General features: G+C 67.2%; 21 protein-coding genes and 1 tRNA gene. 9 read left to right on the top strand and 13 right to left on the bottom strand.

Annotation, left to right across the window (positions count from 1 at the left end):
- The first annotated feature begins 302 nt into the window (after positions 1–302).
- A complete protein-coding gene (locus LNK82_RS35430) occupies positions 303–1355 on the top strand; it encodes a hypothetical protein (RefSeq protein ID WP_230571297.1) in 1053 nt (350 codons plus the stop codon).
- An 84-nt stretch (positions 1356–1439) separates the two neighbouring features.
- Here LNK82_RS35430 and LNK82_RS35425 read toward each other — a convergent pair whose 3' ends face one another.
- From LNK82_RS35425 to LNK82_RS35405, 5 genes are all read right to left on the bottom strand, one after another.
- The gene (locus tag LNK82_RS35425) at positions 1440–2363 is read right to left on the bottom strand and encodes a mechanosensitive ion channel family protein (RefSeq protein WP_230571296.1); all 924 of its coding nucleotides are present in this window, start codon (positions 2361–2363) and stop codon (positions 1440–1442) included.
- Between the two features lie 131 nt (positions 2364–2494).
- Positions 2495–2716 carry a hypothetical protein gene (locus LNK82_RS35420; protein WP_230571295.1) on the bottom strand — a complete coding sequence of 74 codons (222 nt, stop codon included), beginning with the start codon at positions 2714–2716 and terminating at the stop codon, positions 2495–2497.
- A 19-nt stretch (positions 2717–2735) separates the two neighbouring features.
- Complete coding sequence (locus LNK82_RS35415) at positions 2736–3938, bottom strand: S8 family serine peptidase (RefSeq protein WP_230571294.1); 1203 nt, start codon at positions 3936–3938, stop codon at positions 2736–2738.
- Positions 3939–4077: 139 nt separating this feature from the next.
- Complete coding sequence (locus tag LNK82_RS35410; protein ID WP_230571293.1) at positions 4078–5262, bottom strand: cation:proton antiporter; 1185 nt, start codon at positions 5260–5262, stop codon at positions 4078–4080.
- Positions 5263–5267: 5 nt separating this feature from the next.
- Complete coding sequence (locus tag LNK82_RS35405) at positions 5268–5750, bottom strand: cation:proton antiporter regulatory subunit (protein ID WP_230571292.1); 483 nt, start codon at positions 5748–5750, stop codon at positions 5268–5270.
- Between the two features lie 19 nt (positions 5751–5769).
- On the opposite strand from LNK82_RS35405, the gene LNK82_RS35400 reads away from it, so the two are divergent.
- The 8 genes from LNK82_RS35400 (at position 5770) to LNK82_RS35365 (ending at position 12523) form a co-directional block, all read left to right on the top strand.
- Positions 5770–6876 (top strand): DUF1015 family protein, encoded by a 1107-nt coding sequence (locus tag LNK82_RS35400; RefSeq protein ID WP_230571291.1) that lies wholly within the window; start codon positions 5770–5772, stop codon positions 6874–6876.
- 65 nt (positions 6877–6941) lie between these two features.
- Positions 6942–7571 carry an FMN-binding negative transcriptional regulator gene (locus tag LNK82_RS35395; RefSeq protein ID WP_230571290.1) on the top strand — a complete coding sequence of 210 codons (630 nt, stop codon included), beginning with the start codon at positions 6942–6944 and terminating at the stop codon, positions 7569–7571.
- A 109-nt stretch (positions 7572–7680) separates the two neighbouring features.
- On the top strand, positions 7681–8409 hold the full coding sequence (gene cmk / locus LNK82_RS35390) for a (d)CMP kinase (protein ID WP_230571289.1): 729 nt from the start codon (positions 7681–7683) through the stop codon (positions 8407–8409).
- Positions 8406–9050 (top strand): lysophospholipid acyltransferase family protein, encoded by a 645-nt coding sequence (locus tag LNK82_RS35385; RefSeq protein WP_230571288.1) that lies wholly within the window; start codon positions 8406–8408, stop codon positions 9048–9050. Before cmk ends, LNK82_RS35385 begins: the two co-directional genes overlap by 4 nt.
- A complete protein-coding gene (der, locus tag LNK82_RS35380) occupies positions 9047–10453 on the top strand; it encodes a ribosome biogenesis GTPase Der (RefSeq protein ID WP_230571287.1) in 1407 nt (468 codons plus the stop codon). Before LNK82_RS35385 ends, der begins: the two co-directional genes overlap by 4 nt.
- Positions 10454–10502: 49 nt before the next feature.
- Positions 10503–11159: a response regulator gene (locus LNK82_RS35375; protein ID WP_230571286.1), complete on the top strand. Its 657-nt coding sequence runs from the start codon at positions 10503–10505 to the stop codon at positions 11157–11159.
- Positions 11153–12271, top strand: a complete 1119-nt coding sequence (locus LNK82_RS35370; RefSeq protein WP_230571285.1) for a sensor histidine kinase — start codon at positions 11153–11155, stop codon at positions 12269–12271. The genes LNK82_RS35375 and LNK82_RS35370 overlap by 7 nt, the downstream gene beginning before the upstream one ends.
- A 178-nt stretch (positions 12272–12449) precedes the next feature.
- Positions 12450–12523, top strand: a tRNA-Pro gene (locus LNK82_RS35365).
- Here the strand turns inward: LNK82_RS35365 and LNK82_RS47175 are convergent.
- From LNK82_RS47175 to fxsT, 8 genes are all read right to left on the bottom strand, one after another.
- Entirely contained in the window at positions 12505–12639 is a 135-nt protein-coding gene (locus tag LNK82_RS47175; protein WP_268997617.1) for a hypothetical protein, read from the bottom strand. The two genes, LNK82_RS35365 and LNK82_RS47175, sit on opposite strands and share 19 nt — an antisense overlap.
- A 578-nt stretch (positions 12640–13217) precedes the next feature.
- Entirely contained in the window at positions 13218–13868 is a 651-nt protein-coding gene (locus LNK82_RS35360) for a hypothetical protein (protein ID WP_230571284.1), read from the bottom strand.
- Positions 13869–13940: 72 nt separating this feature from the next.
- Positions 13941–15500, bottom strand: coding sequence for a class I SAM-dependent DNA methyltransferase (locus LNK82_RS35355; RefSeq protein ID WP_230571283.1), 1560 nt, complete (start codon positions 15498–15500; stop codon positions 13941–13943).
- Positions 15497–16969, bottom strand: a complete 1473-nt coding sequence (locus LNK82_RS35350) for a restriction endonuclease subunit S (protein ID WP_230571282.1) — start codon at positions 16967–16969, stop codon at positions 15497–15499. The genes LNK82_RS35355 and LNK82_RS35350 overlap by 4 nt, the downstream gene beginning before the upstream one ends.
- Before the next feature lie 14 nt (positions 16970–16983).
- Positions 16984–20544: a DEAD/DEAH box helicase family protein gene (locus LNK82_RS35345; protein ID WP_230571281.1), complete on the bottom strand. Its 3561-nt coding sequence runs from the start codon at positions 20542–20544 to the stop codon at positions 16984–16986.
- A gap of 756 nt (positions 20545–21300) precedes the next feature.
- On the bottom strand, positions 21301–21807 hold the full coding sequence (locus LNK82_RS35340) for an integrase core domain-containing protein (protein WP_230571280.1): 507 nt from the start codon (positions 21805–21807) through the stop codon (positions 21301–21303).
- 17 nt (positions 21808–21824) lie between these two features.
- Positions 21825–22397 (bottom strand): helix-turn-helix domain-containing protein, encoded by a 573-nt coding sequence (locus LNK82_RS35335; protein WP_230571279.1) that lies wholly within the window; start codon positions 22395–22397, stop codon positions 21825–21827.
- A gap of 249 nt (positions 22398–22646) precedes the next feature.
- Positions 22647–24863 (bottom strand): FxSxx-COOH system tetratricopeptide repeat protein, encoded by a 2217-nt coding sequence (fxsT, locus tag LNK82_RS35330; protein ID WP_230571278.1) that lies wholly within the window; start codon positions 24861–24863, stop codon positions 22647–22649.
- Between the last annotated feature and the right edge of the window lie 239 nt (positions 24864–25102).

Below are 25102 nucleotides of genomic sequence, written 5' to 3'. Positions count from 1 at the left end.
GGCCGGGGTGGATGCGGCTACCACGTGCCTACCTCCGTTCGGCGGCGAGCGGGAGGAGCGGGAGGCCGGCTGCCGGGGCAAACCGTTGCCCTTGCGTACCCTGTCCTCGTACGGCAGTCGCGACCGCCGGAGAACGGAAACCGTTGACCCTGCACGATGATCAAGAGCATCTGCTGGAAGCGCCACGCCGGCGTCTCCACCGCGCTCGGCAGGACCGCTCGACCTGGGCGGAACTGGCGTTCGCCCGGGCACGCGACGACCAGGGGCACGCATACGACCTCAACAGAGAGGCGAGGTTCGGCGTGCTGTGGGCACTGCAGTACGACCGGGGGCCTCAGGACCTGCCGCTGCTGAGGTTCCTGCTCCAGCAGGAGATCAACCGCTACCGGGAGACCGTGCCGTGGGGTCTGGCCCCGGACTTGGAGCTGGCGGGTTTCCTGGTGGCCGAGCACCGCCAGGTCGACGACGTGTGGCTGCACTGGCAAGCCAAGAACATCAGCTTCGACACCGCGCTCGGCTACCGCACCCCCTACCTGTTGACGGCAGGTGTCAACGCCACCGTGGAGACCGTGCGGTCCAGCTCCCACCCGGATCGCGAACGCATCCTGCACGAGATCACCAGTCCGCGGAATCCGGACGGCACACCCCACTACACCGACACCGTCGTCGAAGAGTGGCTGGACACCCGACGAGCGCGATTCCCGTCGGACCCCGCCGCCGAAAGCCCGCAGACCTGGGCGAACCACGCGGCCCGCCTCGGCGAGCAGGGCGCGTCCCGCCGCTTCCTGCTCGCGTGGGCCGACCAAGAACCCCGCACCGGGCAGACCCTCAACACCCTCCAATTCCACCTCGCCCGACTCGGGTTCCTCACCGAGGCGATCAAGGTGCAGAAAGAAGCCGTCGCCCTAGCGGAACCGGGCCACCCGAAGGCCGGCAATCTGCTCACCCTCGTCGATCTACAGCGGAAGTCCGGCGACGTCACCGACGCGTGGGAATCGTTGCGCGAGTGCGCCGACTCCATGCCTCCCGACCGGTTCTGGAAGGAAGCGGGCCTCTGGCGGCACTTCGTCAGGGCTCACTTCCTGCTCGTCCCGATGGCACCCGACCAGGCCACCGCCCGGATGATCCTGGCGGAAGGCGACCGGCAGATGCACGACGTCCCACGGCTGTGGATGGACGGCGTGCTGGACGCCGCGATCGCCGCCGTCGAGCACGTCGAAGACCCACACATGCACGCCCGCTACCTCACGATCCGGGACACGGAACTCCGCGCACGCGATCAAGAGTTGAAGCAGGCCCGCCGCGGCGAAACCACCGCGGAAACCGAGGACGACCACAACCGCGCCGGCACCTGAGCTCACGCAGCAGGGGTCCTCTTGGCGAGGACCCCTGCGCAGCGTCGATCCGGTCTGACGAGGGCCGGACGTCACGCGATGTCGTTACCGCTGCTCACCCGGCGGGTACTGGCCGGGGTGCGGTTGCACCGGCCGGGTCGGTTGGGCCTGCGGCATCGGCTGGCCCATCGGCTGGCCCACCGGCGGCGTCGGCATGCTCGCCGCGTGAGCCGGGGTCTCGGTCATCCGGGTGGTCTGCTCGGCGGGCGACACGCCCTGCGCCGTCCGCTGCACGTCCTCACGGCCCCGCTGGTAGGCCTCGGCCTGCGCCTTGGCCTGCGGCGCCTCGTTCTCGGCCTTCGTCAGCCAACCCTCCCAGCGCTGCTGCATGGGCTTGATCAGGCCACCGCCGACGCCGATGACCGCGATACCGCCGACCGTGGCCAGGATGGTGATCAGGATCGGGGTGGTGACGGTGGTGGCGACGCCGATCTGGTTCAGCGCCGCGATCACGCCGAGCGCGATGATGAACCACGAGGCGACCTTGCCGAGCGTCGGACCGTAGGACAGCCCGCCGAGCGCGCGCGAGGTGATGTCCTGCACGGCGCGCGCGATGGCGGCGGCGACCACGATGATCACGATCGCGACGATCGCCCTCGGCAGCCAGGCCACGATCTCGGTCAACAGCGTGCTCACCGGGTTCGAGCCGAAGATCCCGAACGCGATCTGGAGGGCGATCAGCAGCACGGCGTAGTAGACGATCTGTGAGACCAGCCCCGAGGCGTCGAACTTGGACCGCGCCATCGCGTCGCTGAGCCCACCGCGCTGCACGGCGCGGTCGAAGTGCAGGCGGGCCAGCAGCTTCTTCACCGCCGCGCGCAGCACCCGGGCGACGATCCACCCGATGAGCAGCACGACGAGGAAACCGACGAGTTTGGGCAGGAAGGTCACCACGTTGCGCAGGGCGTCACCGGTTGCGTCACCGATGCCTTGGGCCTGCACCGTCTGCGCGGCGAGCAGGGCTTTCATCGTCTTCGACCTCCTCGGTCGACCGGTTCGTCTTGAGCAACCGGTTACCCGAGGTGGCCGTGCCAAACCTCTCGTCCTCCGACCGGGTGACGCCAGGCCAGGCGCACCACGACCGGCGGGAACCGCCCAGGTCAGACCTCGGGCGGCAGCCGGACCGCCCGGTCCACCTCCACGTGCGCGACGCCGGGCACGGCACCGAGCCGGTCGCCCCCGCCTGGGACGACCGACCCGGTGACCACGCCCAACCCCTCCAGCACCTGCTCGACCACCATCCCGGCGTCACGCAGCGCCGCCACGACGGTGGGCAGGTCGGCCACGCTGCCGTCGGCGACCGAGACCACGACCTTGTCCACGGGCGCCTCCGTCAGGGGCTCAGGGAGCTTGCACCAATCCTGCACCCACATCCGTGGAAGGCAAGCCCAGCCGACGACCGGTCTGCGCCAGCCTCGCCCACAGCTCCCACCCGCGCGCGTTGTGCTTCTCCGCGATGAGCGCCGCGACGCCCGCGACGTGCGGCGTGGCCATGCTCGTGCCCTGGATGCGCTTGTGCATGCCCAGGCCGCCGTCCTCCTTGTTCCAGCTGGAGTAGATGTCCACACCGGGGCCGACGATGTCGACCTGGCCGACGGTGTCGACCGTCCCGCAGGAGAAGAACGCGATCGCCCGCTGCACGTCCACCGCGCCGACGGAGAGGATCGACGGGCAGTTGGCCGGGTGGCCGACCGGCGCGACCTTGCCCGGCCGGTTGCTCTCGTTGCCGGCCGCCGCGATGATCAACGTGCCCTTCGCCAACGCGCGCGTGGCGGCCTGCTCGAAGATCTGCGAGTGCGGCGTGCCCGGTCGCACGCTCGCGCCCAGTGACATCGAGACGACCGCGCAGCCGTTGGCGATGGCCCACTCGATACCCGCCAGGATGCCGCTGTCGGTGCCGCTGCCCTGGTTCGACAGCACCTTGCCCGCGTAGATCTCGGCCTCGTACGCGACGCCGTAGCCCGGACCGCCGGTGGCGGCCTTGCGCGGGCCCGCGGCGGAGCCGATGCAGTGCGTGCCGTGGCCGTGCGCGTCGTCCACCGTCTCACCGGTGATGAACGACTGCGTCAGCACGGTGCGGCCCGCGAAGTCCGGGTGCGCGACCGTGAAACCGGTGTCGAGCACGGCGACGCGCACGCCCTTGCCGGTGGCCGAGCTGATGTTCGCGCCGACGGCCTGCAAGCCCCACGTGAACACGGACTCGTCCACGGCGGGCGCCGCGGCCTGGTCGACGCCGGTGTCGGGCGGCGCGGTGTAGGCGTGCACGACCCGTTCGGCCTCGACCACGGAGATCGGGCCCGGCGCCTCGGCGGCCCGGGTGAGCTGCTGGACCTGGTCGGGCGTCGCGTTGACCACCGCGATGCCGAGGTCCTGGAAGATGACGCCATCGGCGGCGGCGACCTCGGCCGTCGTGGCCGAGTCCGCGGTGCTCGCGGCGCTGATCCCGGCTACCCGGTTCATCTCCCGCGCGCCGGCCGTGACCGATTTGTCGTCGAGGAGCACGAGGTAGCGGCCGGTCGTCTCGGCTTCCGTTGGTTGTGACATGACGACCCCCTTCGGGGATGGACGGCAGTCAGGTGTAACCCCGGATCACGCTCGGGCTCAATCGACCGGAAGAGTTGGCCGCGAACGCGAACGTGTTCGTATGCCGTAGTGGAGCCGTCGGGGCGCGAAGAGATACAGGTCAGGCAGTTGCCGGTGCGGGACCACGCTTTCGGGTGAACTTCCTGGCCAACGGCTCCACCACGCGTGCCGCGACCGGTCCCAGCACGGCCATCAGCAGCACGTAGGCCGTCGCCAGCGCCGCCAGCTGCGCGTCCACCGCGCCGGACGCCACCGTCAGCGACGCGATCACGATCGAGAACTCGCCCCGCGCCACCAGCGCCGCGCCCGCCCGGGCCCGGCCCATCCGCCCGATGCCCTGCCGCCGCGCGGCCCACCACCCGGTGGCCACCTTCGTCAGCGTCGTCACCACGGCCAGCGCCACCGCGAGCGCCAGCACCGGCGGTATCGACGCCGGATCGGTGTTCAGGCCGAAGACCACGAAGAACATCGCCGCGAACAGGTCGCGCAACGGCTCCAGCATCCGCGTGGCGTTCTCCGCCGTCGACCCCGAGATCGCGATGCCGAGCAGGAACGCGCCCACCGCCGCGGACACCTGCAGCTCCGACGCCACACCGGCCACCAGCAGCGCCGCGCCGAGCACCTTGAGCAGGAACACCTCCGGGTCGGGGCTGTCCACCAGCGCCGACACGTACCGGCCGAACTTCAGCGCGATCACCAGCACGACCGTGATGGCCGCCAGCGAGATGCCCACCGCGGTCAGCCCGCCGACGAAGCTCACGCCCGCCAGCACGGCGGTCAGGATCGGCAGGTACACCGCCATCGCCAGGTCCTCGAACACCAGCACCGACAGCACCACCGGGGTCTCCCGGTTGCCCAGCCGGCCGAGGTCGCCGAGGACCTTGGCGATGATCCCGGACGACGAGATGTAGGTGACGCCGCCCATCGCCAGCGCCCCGAGCGGTCCCCAGCCCAGGATCAACGCCGCGATCACGCCCGGCGTCGCGTTCAGCACGATGTCCATGAGCCCGGCCGTCCACGACCGCTTGAGGCCCGTCACCAGCTCGGCGGCCGAGTACTCCAGGCCGAGCAGGAGCAGCAGGAGGATGACGCCGATCTCGCTGGAGAGGTGCGTGAAGTCCTCGATGCCGTGCAACGGCACCAGGCCGCCCTGCCCGAAGGCCAGGCCGCCGATCAGGTAGAGCGGGATCGGGGAGATGCCGATCCGCCACGCCATCTTGCCGAGCAGACCCAGCCCGAAGAAGACCGCGCCGAGTTGGATCAGCGCGAGTGCGGTGCTGTGCAAGGTGTTCAGCCACCGCCCAGCAGTTCGGCCGCGGCGCCGAGGCCGTCCGCCGTGCCGACCACGACGACCAGGTCGCCGCCCTGGAAGACGAAGTCGGGGCGCGGCGACGGGTGCACCGTGCCCGCGCGCACGACGGCCACGATGGACGCGCCGGTGCGGGTGCGCAGCTCGGTCTCGGCCAGCGGGCTGCCGTCGAACCGGGAGCCGGGCAGGATCGGGAACTGCTTGGTGGAGATGCCCGCGACCTCGCGCTGCTGCTCCTGAAGGTGCGCGACGAGCTGCGGCGAGCCGAGCAGCCCGGCCAGGGTGCTCGCCTCGGCGGGCGTCAGCGCTATGGACGCCGTGCAGTCGTCCGGGTCGTCGAGGGACGACACGATCAGCTCGAACTTGCCGTCACGGTGCGTTATCACCCCGATCCGGCGGCCGGCGCGGATCATGAAGTCCTGACGGGTGCCGATCCCCGGAAGCGGCGTCACCTCGACGTTCACACCATGTGATCCTAGTCGAGTGACAGGACCGGTTCGCTCGATCAGGCGAGGGTGGGTCGTGCGCGACCGCGTGCCCGGGCCGGACGTCGACGAGTTCGCCGAGCCGGAGCGGATCGTCGCCGCGCTGGCCCGCGCCCGTCCCGGCACGCTGCTCGCCGTCCAGCACCCGCACCGCACGCCCGCCGCGCTGGCCGCCGGGTCGAGCCTGCTCGACGCCCTGCCGCACGCCGTCGCGGAACTCGCCCACCTGCGGCGCAACGCCTACCGAGAGGTGCGCGACGTGGTCGCGCCGTACCGGGTGGACGGGCCGGACGGCACCGCCTACGGGCTGTTGTGCATGGTCGACCCGGCCGCGGTCGGGCACACCGAGGAGGTGTACCCGGACGTCGTCGCCGAACGCGCCCGCGTGCTGGCCGGCCTCGGCTGCGTGACGAGCGCGGCGATGCTGGTGCCCGTGGCCCGCGAGGTCCGGCTGACCCGGCTGGTGGCGGAGGTCGACGACGAGCCCGCCGTGTCCGTGGTCGATCCCGGCGGGCGGCGGCACTGGCTGTGGCTCGTGGGTCCGGGCGAACGGCAGGACGCGCTGGTCGCGGCGGCGGGCGAGCACCCGCTGATGGTGGCCGACGGCAACCACCGGGTGGCGGCGTCGGCCGGGCTGCCGGGACTGTTGGCGCTGGTCACGGCCGGTCCGGACCTGCGGATCGGGCCGATCCACCGCGCCGTGGCGGGCACCGGGCTTTCGCTGGCGGACATGGTGGTCGCGTGGCGGGCGCTCGGGCTGGTGGTGACGCCGGTCGACGTGGCGACCCGCCCGTCACCCGGCGTGGTGGTCGCGGTGGCCGGGTCGACCGCCGTGCGCGTCCGGCTGCCGTCGGCCGGCGTGGACCACGCGTTCGTCGAGACCGTGCTGCTGGACAAGGCGCTCGGGCTGGACCCGGAGAGCCCGCACGTGCGCCCGGTGACGGGTGACGTGCCCACCGACGGGGTCGACGCCGTGCTGCTGATCGCGCCCGTGCCGCTGGCGGACGTGCTGGCCGTGCACGAGGCGGGCGGTCGGATGCCGCGCAAGAGCACCTACTTCACGCCGAAGCCGCGCAGCGGGCTCTTGCTCGCGGACCTGGGCTAGTGGCCCTCTCGGTTTGACGGTGAGTGGCTATTTCCTGATGCCACTTCGGAGACCACGCTGGTCGCGTGTACGTGCCCGCTCACTTCGCGCCCGACGACGACTCCGTCCGTGACCTGCTCCGGCGGCACGGCGCGGCCGACCTGATCACCGCGACCGATCGGGGCCTGGTCGCCACGTTCCTGCCGTTCGCCTACGACGAGGGTGCCGGGGTGCTGCGAGGGCACCTGGCCCGCAACAACGAGCACTGGCGGCTTCCCGCGGTGGGGGAAGGGCTGGTCATCGTGCGCGGGCCGGACGCCTACGTCTCGCCGTCCTGGTACCCGGGCAAGGCCGAGCACGGGCGGGTCGTGCCCACGTGGAACTACATCACCGCGCACGTCTACGGCCAGGTCGCGTTCCACGACGACCCCGACTGGGTCGAACGGGCGGTGCGGGAGTTGACCGGGAAGCACGAAGCCGGTCGCGAGCGGCCCTGGGCGGTGGACGACGCGCCGGGGAAGTTCATCGCCGGGCAGTTGCGCGCCGTGGTGGGGGTCGAGGTGGCCATCACCCGGGTCGAGGCCAAGTGGAAGCTCAGCCAGAACCGGTCCGCGGTCGACGTCGACGGGGTGGTCGCCGGGCTGCGGGCCGAGGGTGACGAGGTCTCGGCCGCCGCGGTCGACCGGGCACGGCGTCGCCCGGTTGCCGGCGAGTAGTCCACAGGCTGCCCGTCGACGGGGCCGACTGGCCCTGATGCGGGTGTGACGGGCCGCACCAGGCACAATTGGAGGTCGACGACCGTCGTCGCGTTGAGGAGGAAACCCCGTGGAACACGGTGAGCTGCGTGGCGTGGTGGCCCTCGACGGGCCCTCCGGCACCGGCAAGTCCTCCGCGGCGCGCCGGCTCGCGGCCGCTCTCGGTGCGCGTTACCTCGACACCGGCGCGATGTACCGCGCGGTGACGTTGGCCGTGCTGCGCGCCGGCGTGGACCTCGTCGACGCGGCCGAGGTCGCCGAGGTCGCGAGCGCCGCGCTGGTCGTGCAGGGCACCGACCCGGACCACTCGACCACGTTCCTCGACGGCGCGGACGTCGGCGCCGAGATCCGCGGCCCCGAGGTCACGCTGGCCGTGTCGCCGGTGTCGGCCGTGCCCGCGGTGCGCGAGCTGCTCGTCGCCGAGCAGCGCCGGATCATCGCGGAAGCGTTGGCGCAGGCGGGCGGCATCGTGGTGGAAGGCCGGGACATCGGCACCGCCGTCGTGCCCGACGCGCCGCTCAAGGTCTACCTGACGGCCGACGCCGAGGCCCGCGCCCAGCGCCGCGCCAAGCAGGACAGCGCCTCCGGCCGCGAGTCCACGCTGGACGCCACGCTCGCCGACGTGCAGCGGCGTGACGCCTACGACTCGTCACGCGCGGTGTCGCCGTTGCGCGCCGCCGAGGACGCGGTCGTGCTCGACACGACGTCGCTCGACCTCCCGGGCACGCTGGCCGCGTTGCTCGACCTGGTGGACGCCAACGGGCTGCTGGCCCAGCCGAGCGGACGGGTGCGCGGGTGACCGGACAGCTCCCCGAGGGGGCGGCGCCCCGGCTGCACGACGTCGGCCGGTGGATCGGGCGTGGACCGCTGCGGGCACTGTTCCGCGTGCGGGCGCGCGGCGTCTCCCGCATACCGCTCGAAGGTCCCGTGGTCGTCGTGGCCAACCACAGCTCGATGGCGGACGGTCCGATCCTGTTCGGCCTCCTGCCCCGGCGCGTGGTTTTCTTGATCAAGCAGGAGATGTTCAAGGGCGTGGTGGGCACGCTGCTGCGCAAGATCGGCCAGCTGGCCGTGCGGCGCGGCGCGCCCGACCGGGCGCCGCTGCTCGCCGCGCAGCAGGTGCTGCGGGCCGGCGGCGTGGTGGGCGTGTTCCCCGAGGGCACCCGCGGCGCGGGCGACGTGGCCGAGGCGCAGGCCGGCGCGGCGTGGCTCGCCCGCTCGACCGGCGCGGTCGTCGTGCCCGTCGCGTGCCGGGGCACCCTGCGCCCGCCCGGAACCCGACGGCGGTTCCGGCCCGTGGTGGACGTGCTCGTGGGTGAGCCGTTCGAGCTGCCGAGCGACAAGGGTCGCCAGGCGCTCGTGAAGGCCACCGAGCAGGTCCGCGACCGCTTGGCCACGCTGGTGGCCGAGCTCGACAGTCAGCGAGGAGAAGTCAGATGACGGACTTGGACGGCACCTGGGCGGACGAGTCCGACTGGACCGCGTTCGACGAGACGGTGGAGGGCGAGGAGGGCGGCGCGCCGCCGATGCCCGTGCTGGCCGTGGTCGGCCGCCCCAACGTGGGCAAGTCGACCCTGGTCAACCGCATCATCGGCCGACGTGAGGCGGTCGTGCAGGACGTGCCCGGCGTGACCCGCGACCGGGTCGCCTACGACGCGCTGTGGAACGGCCGCAAGTTCACCGTCGTCGACACCGGCGGCTGGGAGCCCGACGCGGTCGGCATGATGGCCGCCGTCGCCGCGCAGGCGGAACTGGCCATGGCCACCGCGGACGCGATCCTGTTCGTGGTCGACGCCTCCGTCGGCGCGACCACCAACGACGAGGCCGCCGTCAAGCTGCTGCGCCGGTCGAAGCGGCCCGTGCTGCTGGTCGCCAACAAGGTCGACGACGAGCGGCTGATGTCCGAGGTCGCGTCGCTGTGGTCGCTCGGCCTCGGCGAGCCGATCCCGGTGTCCGGCCTGCACGGCCGCGGTTCCGGCGACATGCTCGACGCGATCCTCAAGGCCCTGCCCGAGACGCCCCGCGAGACCTACGAGGCCGTCCGCGGCGGGCCACGCCGCGTCGCTCTGGTCGGCCGGCCGAACGTCGGCAAGTCGTCCCTGCTCAACCGGCTGAGCGGGGAGGACCGCTCGGTCGTGCACGACGTCGCGGGCACCACCGTCGACCCGGTCGACTCGCTGGTCGAGCTGGACGACGAGGTGTGGCGGTTCGTCGACACCGCCGGGCTGCGCAAGCGGGTCAACTTCGCGTCCGGCGCCGAGTACTACGCGTCGCTGCGCACGAAGGCCGCGATCGAGTCCGCCGAGGTGGCGATCGTGCTGCTGGACGCGTCCGAGCCGATCAGCGAGCAGGACCTGCGGGTGCTGACGATGGTCGTGGACTCGGGGCGTGCGTGCGTGCTGGCGTTCAACAAGTGGGACCTCGTGGACGAGGACCGGCGCCACGCGATGGTGCGCGAGCTGGAGCGCGGGCTGGTCCGGGTGCCGTGGGCGGAGAAGGTGAACATCTCGGCGTTGACGGGACGCGCGGTGCGCAAGCTCGCGCCCGCGCTGCGGACCGCGTTGAACTCCTGGGACACCCGCGTGCCGACCGGCCGGCTGAACTCGTGGCTGAGCGACCTGATCGCCGCCACCCCGCCGCCGGTGCGCAGCGGCAAGCAGCCGAAGGTGCTGTTCGCCACCCAGGCCGCCACGCGTCCGCCGACGTTCGTGCTGTTCACGACCGGGTTCCTGGAGGCGGGGTACCGGCGGTTCATCGAGCGCAAGCTGCGCGAGGAGTTCGACTTCCAGGGCAGCCCGGTGCGCATCTCGGTGCGCGTGCGGGAGAAGCGCGCGAAGAAGTGATCGGCCGGTCGGGGACCGTTCGTCGCGGTGGGTTGCTCCGGCAGGCGGAATGCGGTTGCCTGTCGTCGTGCCGGTGCGATTGGTCCTCGCCGACGATGAAGCGCTGCTCCGTCGAGGATTGAAGGTCCTGCTCGAAGCGGACGGCCGGGTCGAGGTCGTGGCGGAAGCCGCGGACGGCGCCGGCCTGCTGGAGGCCGTCCGCCGGTGCCGGCCGGACGTGGCGCTGGTCGACGTGCAGATGCCGGGCATGGACGGGCTGGCCGCGTTGCGTGCCCTGCTCGGTTGGCCCGACCCGCCCGCGCTGGCCGTGCTGACGACGTTCGACCTGGACGACTACGTGACCACGGCGTTGGAGCTCGGCGCGCAGGGCTTCCTGCTCAAGGACGCCGAGCCGGACGCCCTGGTGCGCGCCGTGCTCGACCTGGCCGCCGGGGGAGCCGTGCTCGACCCCCGGATCACCGCCCGGCTGCTGCCCAGGATGCGTGCCGCCCGGTTGCGGCGGAGCCCGCAGCTCGACGGCCTGAGCGCGCGTGAGCGGCAGGTGCTCGACCTGCTGGCGAGCGGGCAGCCGAACAGCGCCATCGCCGGGGCGCTCGGCCTCAGCGAGGCGACGGTGAAGAGCTACGTGTCCACCGTGCTCACGAAGCTCGGCGTGGAGAACCGCGTCCAAGCCGCCCTCGTCGCGCACCAGGTGGGCACGTGGTGATCGTCCTGGAGGTCCTGGCCGTCGTGGTGCCCGCCGCGATGGTCCTGCTGGCCGACCACGTCCCGTACACGTGGTCAATTCCTGCGGCGCTGGCGGCGTGCGCGCTGCTGCCGGTGCGCCGTTGGCGGCCGTCGGTCGCGGTGCTGGCGTGCCTGCCCGGCCTGGTCGGTGGCCTGGGCCTGCCGCCCACGGTCGTCGCGCTGTACCGCATCGGCCGCAAGTCCACCGTGCCGGTGATGATCACGTGGGTGGCGGTGGCGACCGTGCTGCCGTCCACGGTGGTGGTCGTCAGCCAGGGCCTGGCTCCCGGCGCCGCGCTCCTGACGTTCGCGTTCAGCCTCTTCGTGGCCGGTGCTCCCACCGCTCTCGGGGCGCTGATCACGACGAGGCGCGAGCTGACCGCGAGCCTGGCCGAGGCGTCCCGGGCCCGGATCGCCGAGGTGGAGGCCCGCGAGGACGGCGCGCGTGCGGCGGAACGTGCCCGGATCGCCCGCGAGATCCACGACGCCGTAGGTCATCACGCCACGCTTATCGCGGTCGAGTCGGCAGCACTGGCCGCCACCACGGAGGACGTCACGACCCGTGACACGGCGATGCGCCTGCGTGCGTTGGCGAAGGAAGCGCTGGCCGAGATGCGTGCGGCACTGGGCCTCCTGAACACCGAGCCGAGCCCGGGCTTCAACGGCATCGAATCCCTCATCGAGCGCGCGCGTGCAGCCGGCCTGACCGTCCACTACGAAGACCGCAGCGAACATCCCCCACCACCCGCCACGGGCCGCGCCGCCTACCGCGTGGTTCAAGAGGCCCTGACCAACGTGACCAAGCACGCCCCCGACGCCTCTGTCCACGTGCGACTGTCTCAACAGGACGGTCGTCTCCGCGTAACCGTGACCAACGACCGCCCGGCGTCCCCGGCATCCCCGTCGGTCGAGGGCGGCCACGGCCTGCACGGCCTGAAGGAACGCGTGACCCAGGCGGGCGGCACCCTGACCACTGCGGCACGGGCCGACGGCGGCTTCGCGATCGACGCGACCCTACCGGCCGGTCCGTCGAAAGTTGACGCAGATGACTCGACTTTCGGCGGTAGTGCACGAAACCCGGCAAACGCATAGTGGGTCGCGAGGCGTCGACCCGGGGGGAACGGCGAGACCGAGGGGACCAGGGGCCCGCGACACGCGGGCCCCTGCCGTTTTCGCAGGTGGGAAGCCTGATCGACCAACCTGGGGGGTCGCGTCGGGGGTCGGTTGTGAGTGCGCTAAGCTATGCGCGCACCCCACAACGGGATGCGGCCGGGACGTGGCGCAGTTTGGTAGCGCACTTGACTGGGGGTCAAGGGGTCGCAGGTTCAAATCCTGTCGTCCCGACGGTCTGAAGAAGCCCGCTCGATCTGGATGAAAGCCCAGGTCAGCGGGCTTTTTCGTGCGCCGGTGTCGATCTTCATTTGGTCGCGGAACGGTAACTTTGTGATCTTGGTGAACACTGTTTAGGAGCGAAATCAGGAGCGGGTCGCTCCAGACCTTTGACCATCGCCAAATGGGGTCGTCCCGAACGGGTGAATCCGGCCAACCGACGCCAAACGCCACCCGTTGGGGTGAACCGCTTCCACTGTGCGCCGAGCGTCCTGAACGCGCCCTGATCTGCCGATACGGCCGCCCAGTGACCTGAACCGACGCGATCGGACGCAGACTGCGGATCACACGTACCCGTCGGTCGCCGCGGTGGCGACGGCACGGCGTTGCAGCGGCGCACTACGGCACATCGGCCCGTTCGACTGACTGCCACGTCGGAGCACCCGGACGTCCATGCCGCCGCCGAATGGGCGGGGGTACAGCATGTCGAATGGCTGCGCAGGTTCGAATCCTCGGCAGGATTCGAACCTGCAACACAGGTTGCTGTCGTCCTGACCGGCTGCTTCCTGTGGCGCTGATCGTGCCGGTTCGTGTCTTGGGATGCGAACCGGCACAACCCAGGGATCTCGGGTACGTGAGTTGCGGGCGCTCACCAGCAGCGACTGCGGTCCCGGACACCCCATGCTGGCCGAGCGCCGATGACGAGCCTCTACCCGAGGACGTGAGCGATGGCGAGGGCGATTCGCTCGATCCAGTCGACGGCGTCCGTAGCCTCCGCGTCCGAGATAGGGCGCCGGCGCTTGAGGTCACCGTCCAGCAAGTCAGCGTCATGGGCGATCGTGTTACGGCGCTCAGTGATGGAGTTGTACTGCTGTTTCAGAGTTTGCGCGCTCATGGACGTTCTACCGTGGTTCCACTCGTTCAGCTTAGCTGCCGCCTTGGCCCAGATGTCTTCCTCTGAGACCAGCTTGAGTGCCTCACTGATCTTGCGTGGATTCTGAAGGGCTGCGTTCGACCACTTCGCCCTGACGTGCTCCGAGACGGCCTCAGCGAGCGTGGTAGTGCCCCGCCGTACCTCCTCCACCTTCACCAGCGGCAGCTCAAACTTAGTGAGCTGGTAGGGCATCGTGGGGCCGTCCTCAGCGGTCAGCTCAGCGACTCGGCGGTACAGCTCCTCATGGAACCAGTGGTCGATGGCACTGACAGCCTGTACCCACGCGGCCCGGTAGAAGTCGCCAATGTCGATGATGGGAGACTGGAAAGCGGCCAGGCTGCGACCTGCCAAGATCATCTTCCGCGCGTAATCGATGTTGTTCAGGAACGCCCGGAACTCGCGTGTCTGCGGATGTGTATTGGTCATCGGGCTCTCCATCCCGTCGATCGATTGGCATCACGATGCGGGTACGAGCAGGGCGAGGCAACTCGATTGGCGTCACTCTGCTTCACCTGGCGAGACTGCATCGATGTCGGCTGGAATTTCACCACCGAGTGCCTCCGCGATGGCGGCGAACTCGCTCAGTGCGGCCTGAAGGTCCTCGACGATCTCCTGTGCGATCACCTCAGGAGGCAGCAGGCTGTCGGCGTCGTCGAACGCCGGGTCCTTCATCCAGGTGATGTCTAGGTTGACCTTGTCACGAGCGATGAGTTCCTCGTAGTCGAAGGACTTGAAGCGCTCCGACTCCATCCGCTCGTTGCGCGGTTTGCCTGGCAGATACGCCTCGACGAATTCGTCCAGATCCGCTCGGCCCAGCGGGTGCTGTTTGAGGGTGAAGTGCTTGGCAGTACGGAAGTCGTACACCCAGAGCTTCGAGGTGTTGGGCGCCCCGCCGCTGCGGGGCGGCTTCTTTTCGAAGAACAGGACGTTTGCCTTGACGCCGCCCGCGTAGAAGATGCCGGTGGGCAGACGCAGGATGGTGTGCAGATCGAATTCTTCAAGCAGGCGGCGTCGCACCTTCTCGCCCGCACCGCCTTCGAAGAGCACGTTGTCCGGGAGGACAACAGCAGCTCGGCCGTTCATCTCCAGCAAAGACATGATGTGCTGAAGGAAGTTGATCTGCTTGTTGGTGGTGGTGGCACGGAAGTCATCCCGCTCGTAGGAGATGTCCTCCCTCTCCGCCTTGCCATCCGTGCCGACGACGGTGATCGCGGACTTCTTACCGAAGGGCGGGTTGGCGAAGACCAGGGAGGCGTGCCGACGAGGCTGTTCGGCGAGGGCATCACCCACGGTGATGAGTGAAGGGCCGTCGGCGTCACCGATACCATGCAGCAGCATGTTCATGGCGGCGAGGCGGGCCGTGCCGGTGACCAGCTCGTTACCCCAGATCTTGCCGGACCCGAGCGCGAGGCGCTGCTCGCGGGAGAGATCCCGCATGTGGTTCTCGCGGATGTAGTGGTGCGCGGCGATGAGGAAGCCACCGGTGCCGCAGGCAGGGTCGGTGATCGTGTCGTCGGGCTGCGGCTGCATCACATCGACCATGGCGTCGATCAGTGCGCGGGGTGTGAAGTACTGACCAGCCCCAGTCTTGGTGTCTTCAGCGCCCTTGGCGAGCAGACCCTCGTAGGCATCGCCCTTGAGGTCAGTTCCCTGGATCGTCCAATCCTCTTTGCCAATTAGATCGACAACGAGCTTTTCGAGGAGTGCGGGCTCGGTGATGCGGTTCTGCGACTTGGCGAAGATCGTGCCAAGGGTGGTGCCAGGGTTCTTTGCGAGCACTTCGAGGGTTGTGCGGTAATGGACTTCAAGGTCGATGCCCTTGAGGCGGGTGAGCGACTTCCAGCCGTACGATGCCGGTACGACAGTCTTGGCCTCTTGCTCGGTGAACGGGTCGGAGGCAATCTCGTCGGCCATTTTGAGGAAGAGCAAGTACGAGAGTTGCTCAACGTACTCAATAGTGGACAGCCCGTTGTCCCGAAGGACATTGCAGTAGTTCCAGAGCTTGGCGACCAGGCTAGTGGTCTGCGCGTGAGCCTGAGTGGGGGATGCGAGGGTCACAGCGGAAGCTCCTGCTGAACGGTCTTGGCAAGAGGGGGAGTTGACGTTAGAGGCAGAGATAGCGCATTTTTGGAGATCGTAGTTCGACGAGGGCGGCGGGTTGACTTCTTCGACTTGCTGCCCTGGTTCTCACGTTCGGCACGGATGCGGTCTAGGAGCGCAGATGATGGCTCCTCGGCAGGGTCCTGCAGGACGAGTTGGCCGGTGAAGGCGCGGTTGAGGAGGGAACGACGAAGAATCTTGGCTTTTATCAGTGCCTGTTGCGAAAGACTCACAGCCGCATCTAGCACTGAGAGCTGATCCTCGATGCGTTCCACGATCGTGCCCTGTTCGTCAAGCGGAGGGATCGGAACGGGTAGCTGCTTGATCTTCGATAGGCTGATCGAGGCAAGGTTTACGCTTTGCTTACCATTGATCTCAAACCAGCGAGCGGTGTTGTTTGCGTACCATGAGAGCAACTTTGGATGAATGGTTCTGTTGCGAATTCGCGCACGGAAGACATGATTCTGATGGATGGCACCGGGTATTTGATTTTCCCAAACCCAGCCACGTCCCAGTTTGTCTCGATCTCCGCCCTCATTTAGGAGTACGTCCCCGTCTTTTAGGGCGAGTTGAAGTGCTTTGGCTTCGGGAACTCGGATGACTGAGACTTCAGAGAGGTCCAGTTTACCACGTTGGACATTTGCTACGCGGAGGTACGGGACTTCTGGAAGAGACGGGTCCGACTGCTTCTTCTTGTCCTTGGTTACCCCACCTACGATGTCAGCGATTTCCTCTAGGCGCTTCCATGACCAACTTGGTGGAACATTGGGGAGTAGCCCATCGTCTGTTCCACTTGGCGCAGGAGGTGACGCGGAAGGTTTACCGCTGGGCACGCTGTAGCCAAGCGTAATTGACGAGACTGACTCCCTGAGGCGACGGGCCCGAGAAATAGTAAAGTTGACCAGCCGCTCGGCAGTGTCGAGGCGGGAGAGGTGGTCTTCGATAACCTCGACGATGCGATGCTGCTCCGCGAGTGGAGGTATAGGGATGGGCCATGCTTTTAGGATTGTCTGGCTGATATTTGGTTGCGCCCCGCCTTTTCCGGTTTTTCTGAGATCTTCACGCTGTGATCGCAAGTACCAAAATAGAAACTTCTTGTCGATGAGCTTCTGGTGTGGGGTTGCAAACGCTACTGCTTGATTGGTGGTGAGCGGTCGTTCGGCGATAGCTAGTTTACCGATCGTCGCACCGTACATGGCGATCAAGACGGATCCCTCGGGAACCCATTTTGCAGAGCTTGAGTTTAGGCCATCGGTGGTAATGGTTGACGTCACTGTGTAGATTGGCTTGTCGTTCAGGTCGCCGCTGACTACCCACGGGATATCTCCGCCGTAGTAGTGGGAGACGCCACTCTTGGGGGTTCCGCCGCTGCCCCACGTGGCTACATCACCCAATGTGGCCCAGGTCCATCCGGCCGGAAGTGCCACGTCTCTCAACCCGTTCAAGCCAGCTCTCGATTCAAATCACTCAACAAAGCTCGGACATTCCGCCCTGCAAAAGCGTGTGCGAAGCCTCGCCCGCCGCCCTTGCCTTTGAAGGGTTCGGCGTTGAGCTCGGCCGGGCTGATGCCGACGTCGCTCGCCACCACGTCGCCGATGGCGCGCAGCCACCACAGCTGCTCGTCGGAGAAGTCTACTCCCGCCTGACGCTGCTTCAGCAGCCACCCTTCAAGGCGTTCCTCCACCAGCGACCGGTACGGCTTCAGTTCGTCGTCTACGCCCAGTTCAAACCGGATGAGGGAGATGAGGTCAGGCACGCCCGCTTCTTTCCCCGAGTAGTGGATTGCTTTGCCCAAGTCCTCGTAGAACACCCATAGCGACTGCGGGGTCCATGCGTAGTCCGGGCGCCGGATTTCTTGTGCGAGTTCCTTCAACGCCGCGTATGCCTCCGCAGGCGACACAGAGCGGGGACTGGTCAATGCGATATCGATGGCGGCGAGCCGGTCACGGTGCTCTTTCAGGAGTCGGCTCCACCTGTCGACCTGCTCCCTGGCCCGCTCCTCACGCGGGATCTCGATCAAGTCGGTCACCTCGACAGGGGTGAACTCGTCGAACAGGTAGTCCTTGTCTCGCCGGATCTCGATTATGTGCCGTCGCAGCTCTGGATGCTCGGTTAGCGGGGCGATCGCGTTTTCGATCAAGTGGCGGGCCGCAGCCTGACCCCCCTCCTCCAGCGCTCGCTCCTGCCGATCGGGGTCTACCGCCTTGACGATGGCGCCTGCAATCTCTGACAGAGTCCGTCCGCCCGCTGCCCGGGTCAGTAGGTCCCGCTCCTCCTCAGTCAGCTGCTGGTTGAGGCGCGCCAGCCGCCCCGCCATGATCTCGGCCTCACTCGCGCTGATCGACTTCGTACCGGCTTTATCGAGCAGCTTTGCCAAGGAGATCTGCCGCTCGCCTGCTGGTACCAGCGGCCTCGCATCGACCAGTGGAGAGTCCGTCACGCCAACCGCGTCCACGAGCACGAAACGGTCTTTGCGCACTGAGTCGCCCGCGTCCGGGGTGACCTCTTGGAGCTCCGTCGGATCGATGGTTCGAGCGCCGCGGCCCTTCATCTGCTCGAACAGCACCGCGCTACGGACTTCGCGCATGAAGATCACACACTCCAGCGCCTTGATGTCGGTACCGGTGGCGATCATGTCCACCGTGACGGCGACCCGCAGGCGGGGTGAGGTCCGCAACGTCCGGATCAGTTCGTCCGGGTCCTCGCCAGCCTGACGACTCTTGTACGTGATCTTCTTCGCGAAGTCGTCTCCGCGCCCGAACACGTCCTTGACCTGCGCGAGGACATCCTCGGCATGGTCTTCACCGATGGCGAAGATCAAGGTCTTCGGCAACTCGGTTCGACCCGGGAACCAGCGCCGCCAGTTGTCCCGGTAGGCGATGAGGACCGCCCTGATCTCGTCGACCGTGACCACCGTCCGGCCGATTTGCCCAGTCGTGTACGTGAAGTCGTCGGCCAGTTCCTGATAGCGCTGCCGTCGGGTCTTGCGGTCCTTGACGCGAACGGTTGTACCGGCCTCGATCGTTGCCGCACCCTTCTCTCTTAGATCCGTTCGCATCCGCACGACGTCGAAGTCGACGTTCACCCCGTCTGCGACCGCTTGCGGATAGGTGTACTCGGAGACCAGGTTGCGGCCGAAGAAGCCGAGTGTCTGTAGCGTCGGGGTGGCGGTCAGGCCGACCAAGTGCGCGTCGAAGTACTCCAGCACTCCCCGCCACAGGCCGTAGATCGAGCGGTGGCACTCGTCCACGATGATCAGATCGAAGGACTCGATCGGCACCGCGGGATTGTAGGAGACATCGATCGGTTGGTCCGTGGCGTAGGTGTCCTCGTAGGCCAGGCTGTCTACAGCCTCATCCGAGGGATCGTCGTCGACGAGTGCTTCGTTGCGTAGCAGCGAGTACATCTTCTGGATCGTGCAGATGACGACTGACGAGGTGTCCTGAAGCCCTGCGGCGCCGAGCCGGTCTACGTTGTAGATGTCCGACAGTTTGCGCCCGTCATCGGGTGTGGTGAACTTGCGAAACTCGTCGTAAGCCTGCTTGCCCAGGTTGTTGCGGTCGACGAGGAACAGAACCCGCCGCGCCTTGGCGTGCTTGAGCAGCCGATAGGTCTGGGCCACCGCAGTGAAGGTCTTACCCGCACCGGTGGCCATCTGGATCAGCGCCCGCCGCCGATCATGGGCCAGAGACTCCTCAAGGCCGGTGATCGCGTCTACCTGCGCCAAGCGCAGTCCATTCGGCTCAAGCACCGGGAGTCTGCGCAGGGCAGCCCGCAAGGTAGGCACGGCAGGTGCCTCCTCAGCACGGCGCATCCAGTCCGCAATCGTCTCGGGGCGGTGGAAGGCGAAGACCTCACGTGACCGGGCGTCCGGGTCGAGACGGTTGATGAAGTAGGTCTCGGTACCCGTCGTGGCGTAACGGAAGGCGAAGGGCTCGCTCTCCCGCCAGACGGCGAGCCGATGTTCCTTCAGCACCCCGGCCGCATACCGGTCGTTCTGCTCGACAGCGCTGGAGAGGTGATCACCTTCGCGCTTGGCTTCCACGACACCGACGATCTTGGCGTCTACGTAGAGAACGTAATCGGCCCGGCCGGTGGCGAGGGTGAACTCGCGGACGGCCACACCTTGGCCATCAAGCGGGTTCACTTGGTCACGGTCCTGGACGAGCCAGCCGCATGCAAGCAGCATCCCGTCGATTGCGTCGCGAGCCTGCACCTCGTTGAGTGGCGCGGGGCGCTGCGCTCGGTGGACGATCGCGTCTCGGCGCTGGGCGTCGACCTGGCGCGGCTGCTTGCGAGCTTCCTCATATCGCGCGTGTTGGGTGCTCCTGAGCTCATCTATCTGACTGCTCAGCTGCTCGACCTGAGCGAGTAGCGCCTCCTTGTTAGCCGCAGCACTGGCGATCAAGCGTTCGGCCTCAGCACGGGCCTTGCGTTCAGCCTCCAGAGCGGTGTTGGACTCGGCCAGACGCATACGGGCCTGTGTCAGCGCTTGACGGTGGCCATCCAGGGCTTCGCGCAGTTCAGCCAGCTCGGCCGGATCCGTGACCTGCACGTCGTCACCTGGGTCCGTGGGCGGAACGAATTCCGCGACCGTCCGACGGCCCTCGATCGCGTTATGGAACCAAAGGCCAAGCTTGTAGCAGGTGCGTACGGCGGCCAGCGCGCGCGCGGTGTCGAAAAGGTGCCTGTGGGCGGCAGTGTTCCGGTCACGGCGGAGCTGGTCGAAGTCCTCGCGGATTTCGCTCACGAGAACACCGGCTCTGGTCAGAGCGGTCAGGCGGTCGACCTGGCGGTCGCCCTCGATCCGCATCCCGATCCGGGCGACAAGCTCCTCGGCTAGGACCTCACCAAACTGGCCAGCCTGGACCAGCGAGGAGTTCGGGTTCGTGAAGACGGTCGCCTCGGCGAGGGCACCGTAGATCGACAGCAAGGGATGGTGGCGGTACAAGAGCCCAAAGTTCGGTGAGCCCTTCCCGAAGTCACGAAGCCGGTCGTCCACGTGGTCCCTTCCCGCCCGGTATGAGCGCCAACCGAACCTACGGAGGCTATCTAGGTGCTTGGTGGTACCTAGACGGGTGAACCGTAGGGGCGTTCGATCTTAGCTACGTGATCGGTGCAGGGCGGAGCTTCGCTACGGATGCCTCTGAGTCAACGAGTGGCGCTCCACGAAGTTCGTGCCGCAGTTGTGTTGGGCGAGTGATCATTAGTTGGGGCAAGTCCGTAGCTCTCCGTAGTGGCCTGGCCTACGACGGTCGATGCTCCGGCTGGTCGATGTGATCAGCCGTGGTGTCGGCTCGGGTGGATAGCCAGCTCAGGAGTGCGGAGATGGCCTTGGCCTGAGCCGCTGCTACGCGGTCGCCTTCCGCGTCATAGACGTAGCGAATGTCGAAGGAGACGGCGAAGTCACCGCACACTGCGTCTGGACCCAACGGGATGGCAGACCGAGGTAGCACATCGTGATCTTCAGAGGCGTAGGTCACAAGAGTTTTCGGTAGCTCAGTGTTAACCAGTCGAGCAGCGACGCCACGATGTGGCTCGCACCTGCTCAAGCCCGGTAGGTATCTTCGATCGTCAACCGGGCCGTTGTTGATGTTGCCCATGTTTTGGGTGCCCCCGGCGGGAACACCAAAGGATGGGAACAGTGCTGACCAGCGGTTTCATACCGGCAGCCTGGTGGTGGAGTCATCGTTTGAGCTATCCGCACCCGAGTAACGGCCAGGGGCGGTCGGCCTGCCGAAAACGTCGTCCATGCAGGTCAGGCAGCGTGGTAGTACTCGTTGAGGATTCCGCCCAGCCGCTGTCGTTGGCGGATGTCGAGATGGGTGAGCGCTGCTTCGTCGGTGTTGGGTGGCGGTAGGGCGTGTAGTGGTCGTGCGTTGTGGATGCCTTGGTGGGGTCGGTGGGTGTTGTAGAACTTCTCGTACTCGTGCAGGGCGTGGAGTAGGTGCGGTTGGTTCCAGATGAGGGTGCGGTCGAGGAGTTCGTGGCGGCAGTTGTGGATCCAGCGTTCCATGATCGCGTTCATCCGCGGGATACGGACACCGCTGAGGATGACCTGGATGTTCGCGTCGGCGAGGACGGCGTCGAACAGGGCTGGGAACTTCCCGTCCCGGTCTCGGATCAGGAACCGTACGTGTCTGCCCTCGTCTGCGAGGTCCATGGCGAGGTTCCTGGCGGCCTGGGTGACCCAGGAGGCGGTCGGGTGCGCGGTGGCGCCCAGGATCCGGATCCTGCGGCTGGCGTGCTCGATCACCGCGAGCACGTACAGGCGGGTGCCGCTCAACGTGGAGGTCTCGAAGAAGTCGCAGGCCAGCAGGCGTCGGCCTGCGAGTGGAAGAAGGCTGACCACGTCGTCGTGGTGCGTTTGGGTGCCGGGTCGATTCCGGCGTCCTGGAGTATCTGCCAGACGGTGGAGGCGGCGATCTTGATGTCGAGTACGAGGAGTTCGCCGTGGATGCGGCGGTAGCCCCAGGTGGGATTCTCGCGCGCCAGACGCAGCACCAGGAGCCGGATCGAGCGGATGGTTCGTGGTCTGCCGGGCCGTTTGGGTCGGGATCTGGCTGCGTGGCGGCGGGCGAGGAGGTCCCGGTGCCAGCGCAGCACCGTGTCCGGCCGGACCAGTAGGCGGAGTCGACGAAGCGTGGCGGCGGGGAGTCGGTGCAGCATGGCCGCGAGGAACGCCCGGTCGCCGAGGGCGAACCGTGGACGGGCGTCTCCGAGTTGGCGTTCCAGGACCATGATCTGATGCCGTAGCGCCAGGATCTCTGTGTCCTTGTCCCGGTCGCTCGTAGGCAGCAGGCGCAGCAACGCGAAGGCGTTGGTTACACCGAGGTAGGCCAGTCGGAGCAGCACAGCCGGTCATCATGCCGTGCTGGGCGACGTCACAGCGGATGGCAACCGTGCCCGCGAACGCTCAACTCCCCTTGGACTTCGTACTTCCTCTACCTGCGTGGATAAGGTTATCGGCAGGTACAAGGCTGCGTGACTACCACTGTCACCTACTCGTGCAGCAGACCCCTTCGAGTTCTTGGGCTTCACACGCCCTCTACCTGCGTGGATGGAGTTCTCGGCAGGTACAGGGTTGTCGGCAGGCACAGCGCTCTACACGTTCATGCGAATCGCTCTCGTCAACGCATGGTCAGGGCCTAGCACCTGTTTGGCCTGAGCCAGGGTTGCCTCGTACAGCGGAATCGCCTTCTCCAAGTCACCTGCCGATCGGTAAGCGCTGGCGAGGTTGGTGCGCGCCGTCAACGTGTTGAGATCATCAGGCCCCAGTAGGCGCTCGGCGTCAGCAGAGGACGTTTCGTACAGTGGTATCGCTCGTTCCATATAACCTGTCGAGAGGTAGGCATTGGCGAGAGCGTGGCGAGCGGTCAGCGTGTGCAGATGACCTGGTCCCCATATCCGCTCACAGTCGACCAAAGCGGCTTCGTACAGCGGGATCGCTCTCTCCCAACGTTTTGCCGACCCGTATGCGCGTGCCAGGCTACTGCGGGCGGCCAAAGTGAGCAGGTTGTCGGGTCCTAGCACTCGCTCATAGTCCGCTAGGGCTACCTCGAACAACGACGTCGCTCGTTCCAGATCAATTGCCGAGAGATAGGCGCCAGCGAGATTATTGCGGGCGTTCAATGTGCCTGGGTGGTCGGGTCCCAAGGTTCGCTCGGCATCGCACAGACTCGCCTCCAACAGTGGTATCGCTCGTTCCAGGGCACCTGCCGAAAGGTAGACACCGGCGAGATTGTTGCGCGACATCAGTGTGGACCGGTGATTGGGTCCCAGCACCCGTTGTCGATCAGCGAGCGTGGCTTCGGACAGTGCGATCGCTCGTTGCAGATCGCCTGCCGAGTGATAAGCGCGGGCAAGATTGCTGCGGGAGGTGAGTGTATCCGGGTGGTCAGGGCCGTGGAGGCGTTCGAGGCTGTGAGAGGCGCGAGTGAGCAGTGCGATAGCGGCGTTGAAGCCGCTCTGACCCCTGAGATAGCGGCCGAGGTGTGTCGCGAGGTCGCAGAGTGTTTCGGTATCACTGTGGGCAGGGGTGTGGTTGAGCAGCACCGCTGCGTGAAGAAGAGTCATGCGGATGATGAACCAGTCGCCAGGCTGATCCGGGTCGACCGTGGACAGCACGTGGGAGAGGACGGCAGCGGTGGTGTCGCGGGCGTGGTTGATGTCCGCTGGCTGACGGTGGTGGTCGGTCGGGTCGGGTGTGCGAGTGACGGCTTGGACCAAGCGGTGCACGGCGATGGTGTGGGTTCCGAGGGTGATCATGTTGTAGGCGGCTAGCCTGCCCAACGCTTCGAGGACTTCAGGCTCTGGTTCGCCGGCAGTGGTGATGATCAGTCCGCGAGGGATGCCCTCGGGGGCGTGCCAGGCAAGCCTGCGTAGCAGTCGTCCGGCGGAAGGGGTATCGGCGAGGCGGTCGAGGGTGACGCGCCAGACGCGGGCCATGGTGCGTTGGGCGTCGCCGCCTTCTGCGGTTGTGGTGAACATCCGTGCCGGATATCGCCGAAGCAGGTCCAGGTAGGCTGTGGGGATGACGCGACTCTGAGCGAGATAGGCGCCTGCCTGCTCGACCGCCAGCGGCAGCCAGCCCAACTCTTCGCACAGCCGGTCGGCGTCGAATAGATCAGCGTCTGGCCACTCTATCCGCACAACGCGGCCCAGCAGTTCTACGGCCTCGCTGGGGGATAGAACGTCGAGATGGATCGCCTTGACGTCCCGCCATCCACTGGCCTGGCGACTGGTAATCACGATTGTGCCGGTCCGTACCCGCTCTAACAGCTGCTCTGCGTCGGCGGGCGTGGTGAGATTATCCAGCACCAACAGCCACCCAGTGTGAGTGGCAAGCCATCGCACGGCCAACTCCGTGCGCTGCTCCGACGGCAGGTTCGCCGTCTGTGGTGCCAGTGCTGTGGCCAGGTCGGCCAGACCGCTGTCGATCGTGGACGCGGAGTCCGCGGTGATCCACCACACCATCGTGTACCGGTCGGCGTGGAGATGGATGAAGCGAGCGGAAAGGGTGCTTTTGCCTACCCCGCCCAGCCCGTGAACCGCGACCACCACCGCCCGCCCTGAACCCCGGACAGCCGCGTCCAGACGATCCAACTCGTCCGACCGACCGATGAACAGATCCGACCCACGAGGGAATCGGCTCAACTCGGCAGAAGCAGAGATCGACTCCATAGCCGGCATACGGGGTACGCCAGCCACCACGTCACCCTGAATCGTGAGATTCCCGCCAGCCTGTAGCACCGCTGCCTGTTCGTGGGCCTCAACCGACTGGACAGTTTGTTGCACTGCACCCTCGCCGCCACTGCTCACTGTCCACCGCCCAACCATCGCCACGAACAGGCCACAAGAGCCAGCCGATCAAGCACACCAGACCCCACGCCCGCCCCAATCGCAACGCAATATTGCGGTCGTCCATCCTGCCGGGACTGTAAAACGAGCGGTGTAACTCCCGATCATGGAAGTGCACCTGATGACCGAGATGATGTCCGGCGTGGAGCACGCTGAGGACGCCAAGTCTGAGACCGTTCTGGACGGCCTGGACGAGCAGC

The organism is Saccharothrix luteola, from assembly GCF_020859565.1.
Taxonomy (GTDB): Bacteria; Actinomycetota; Actinomycetes; order Mycobacteriales; family Pseudonocardiaceae; genus Actinosynnema; species Actinosynnema luteola.
Note: the sequence above shows the minus strand (reverse complement) of the source record. Positions and strands in the feature narration are given on the sequence as shown.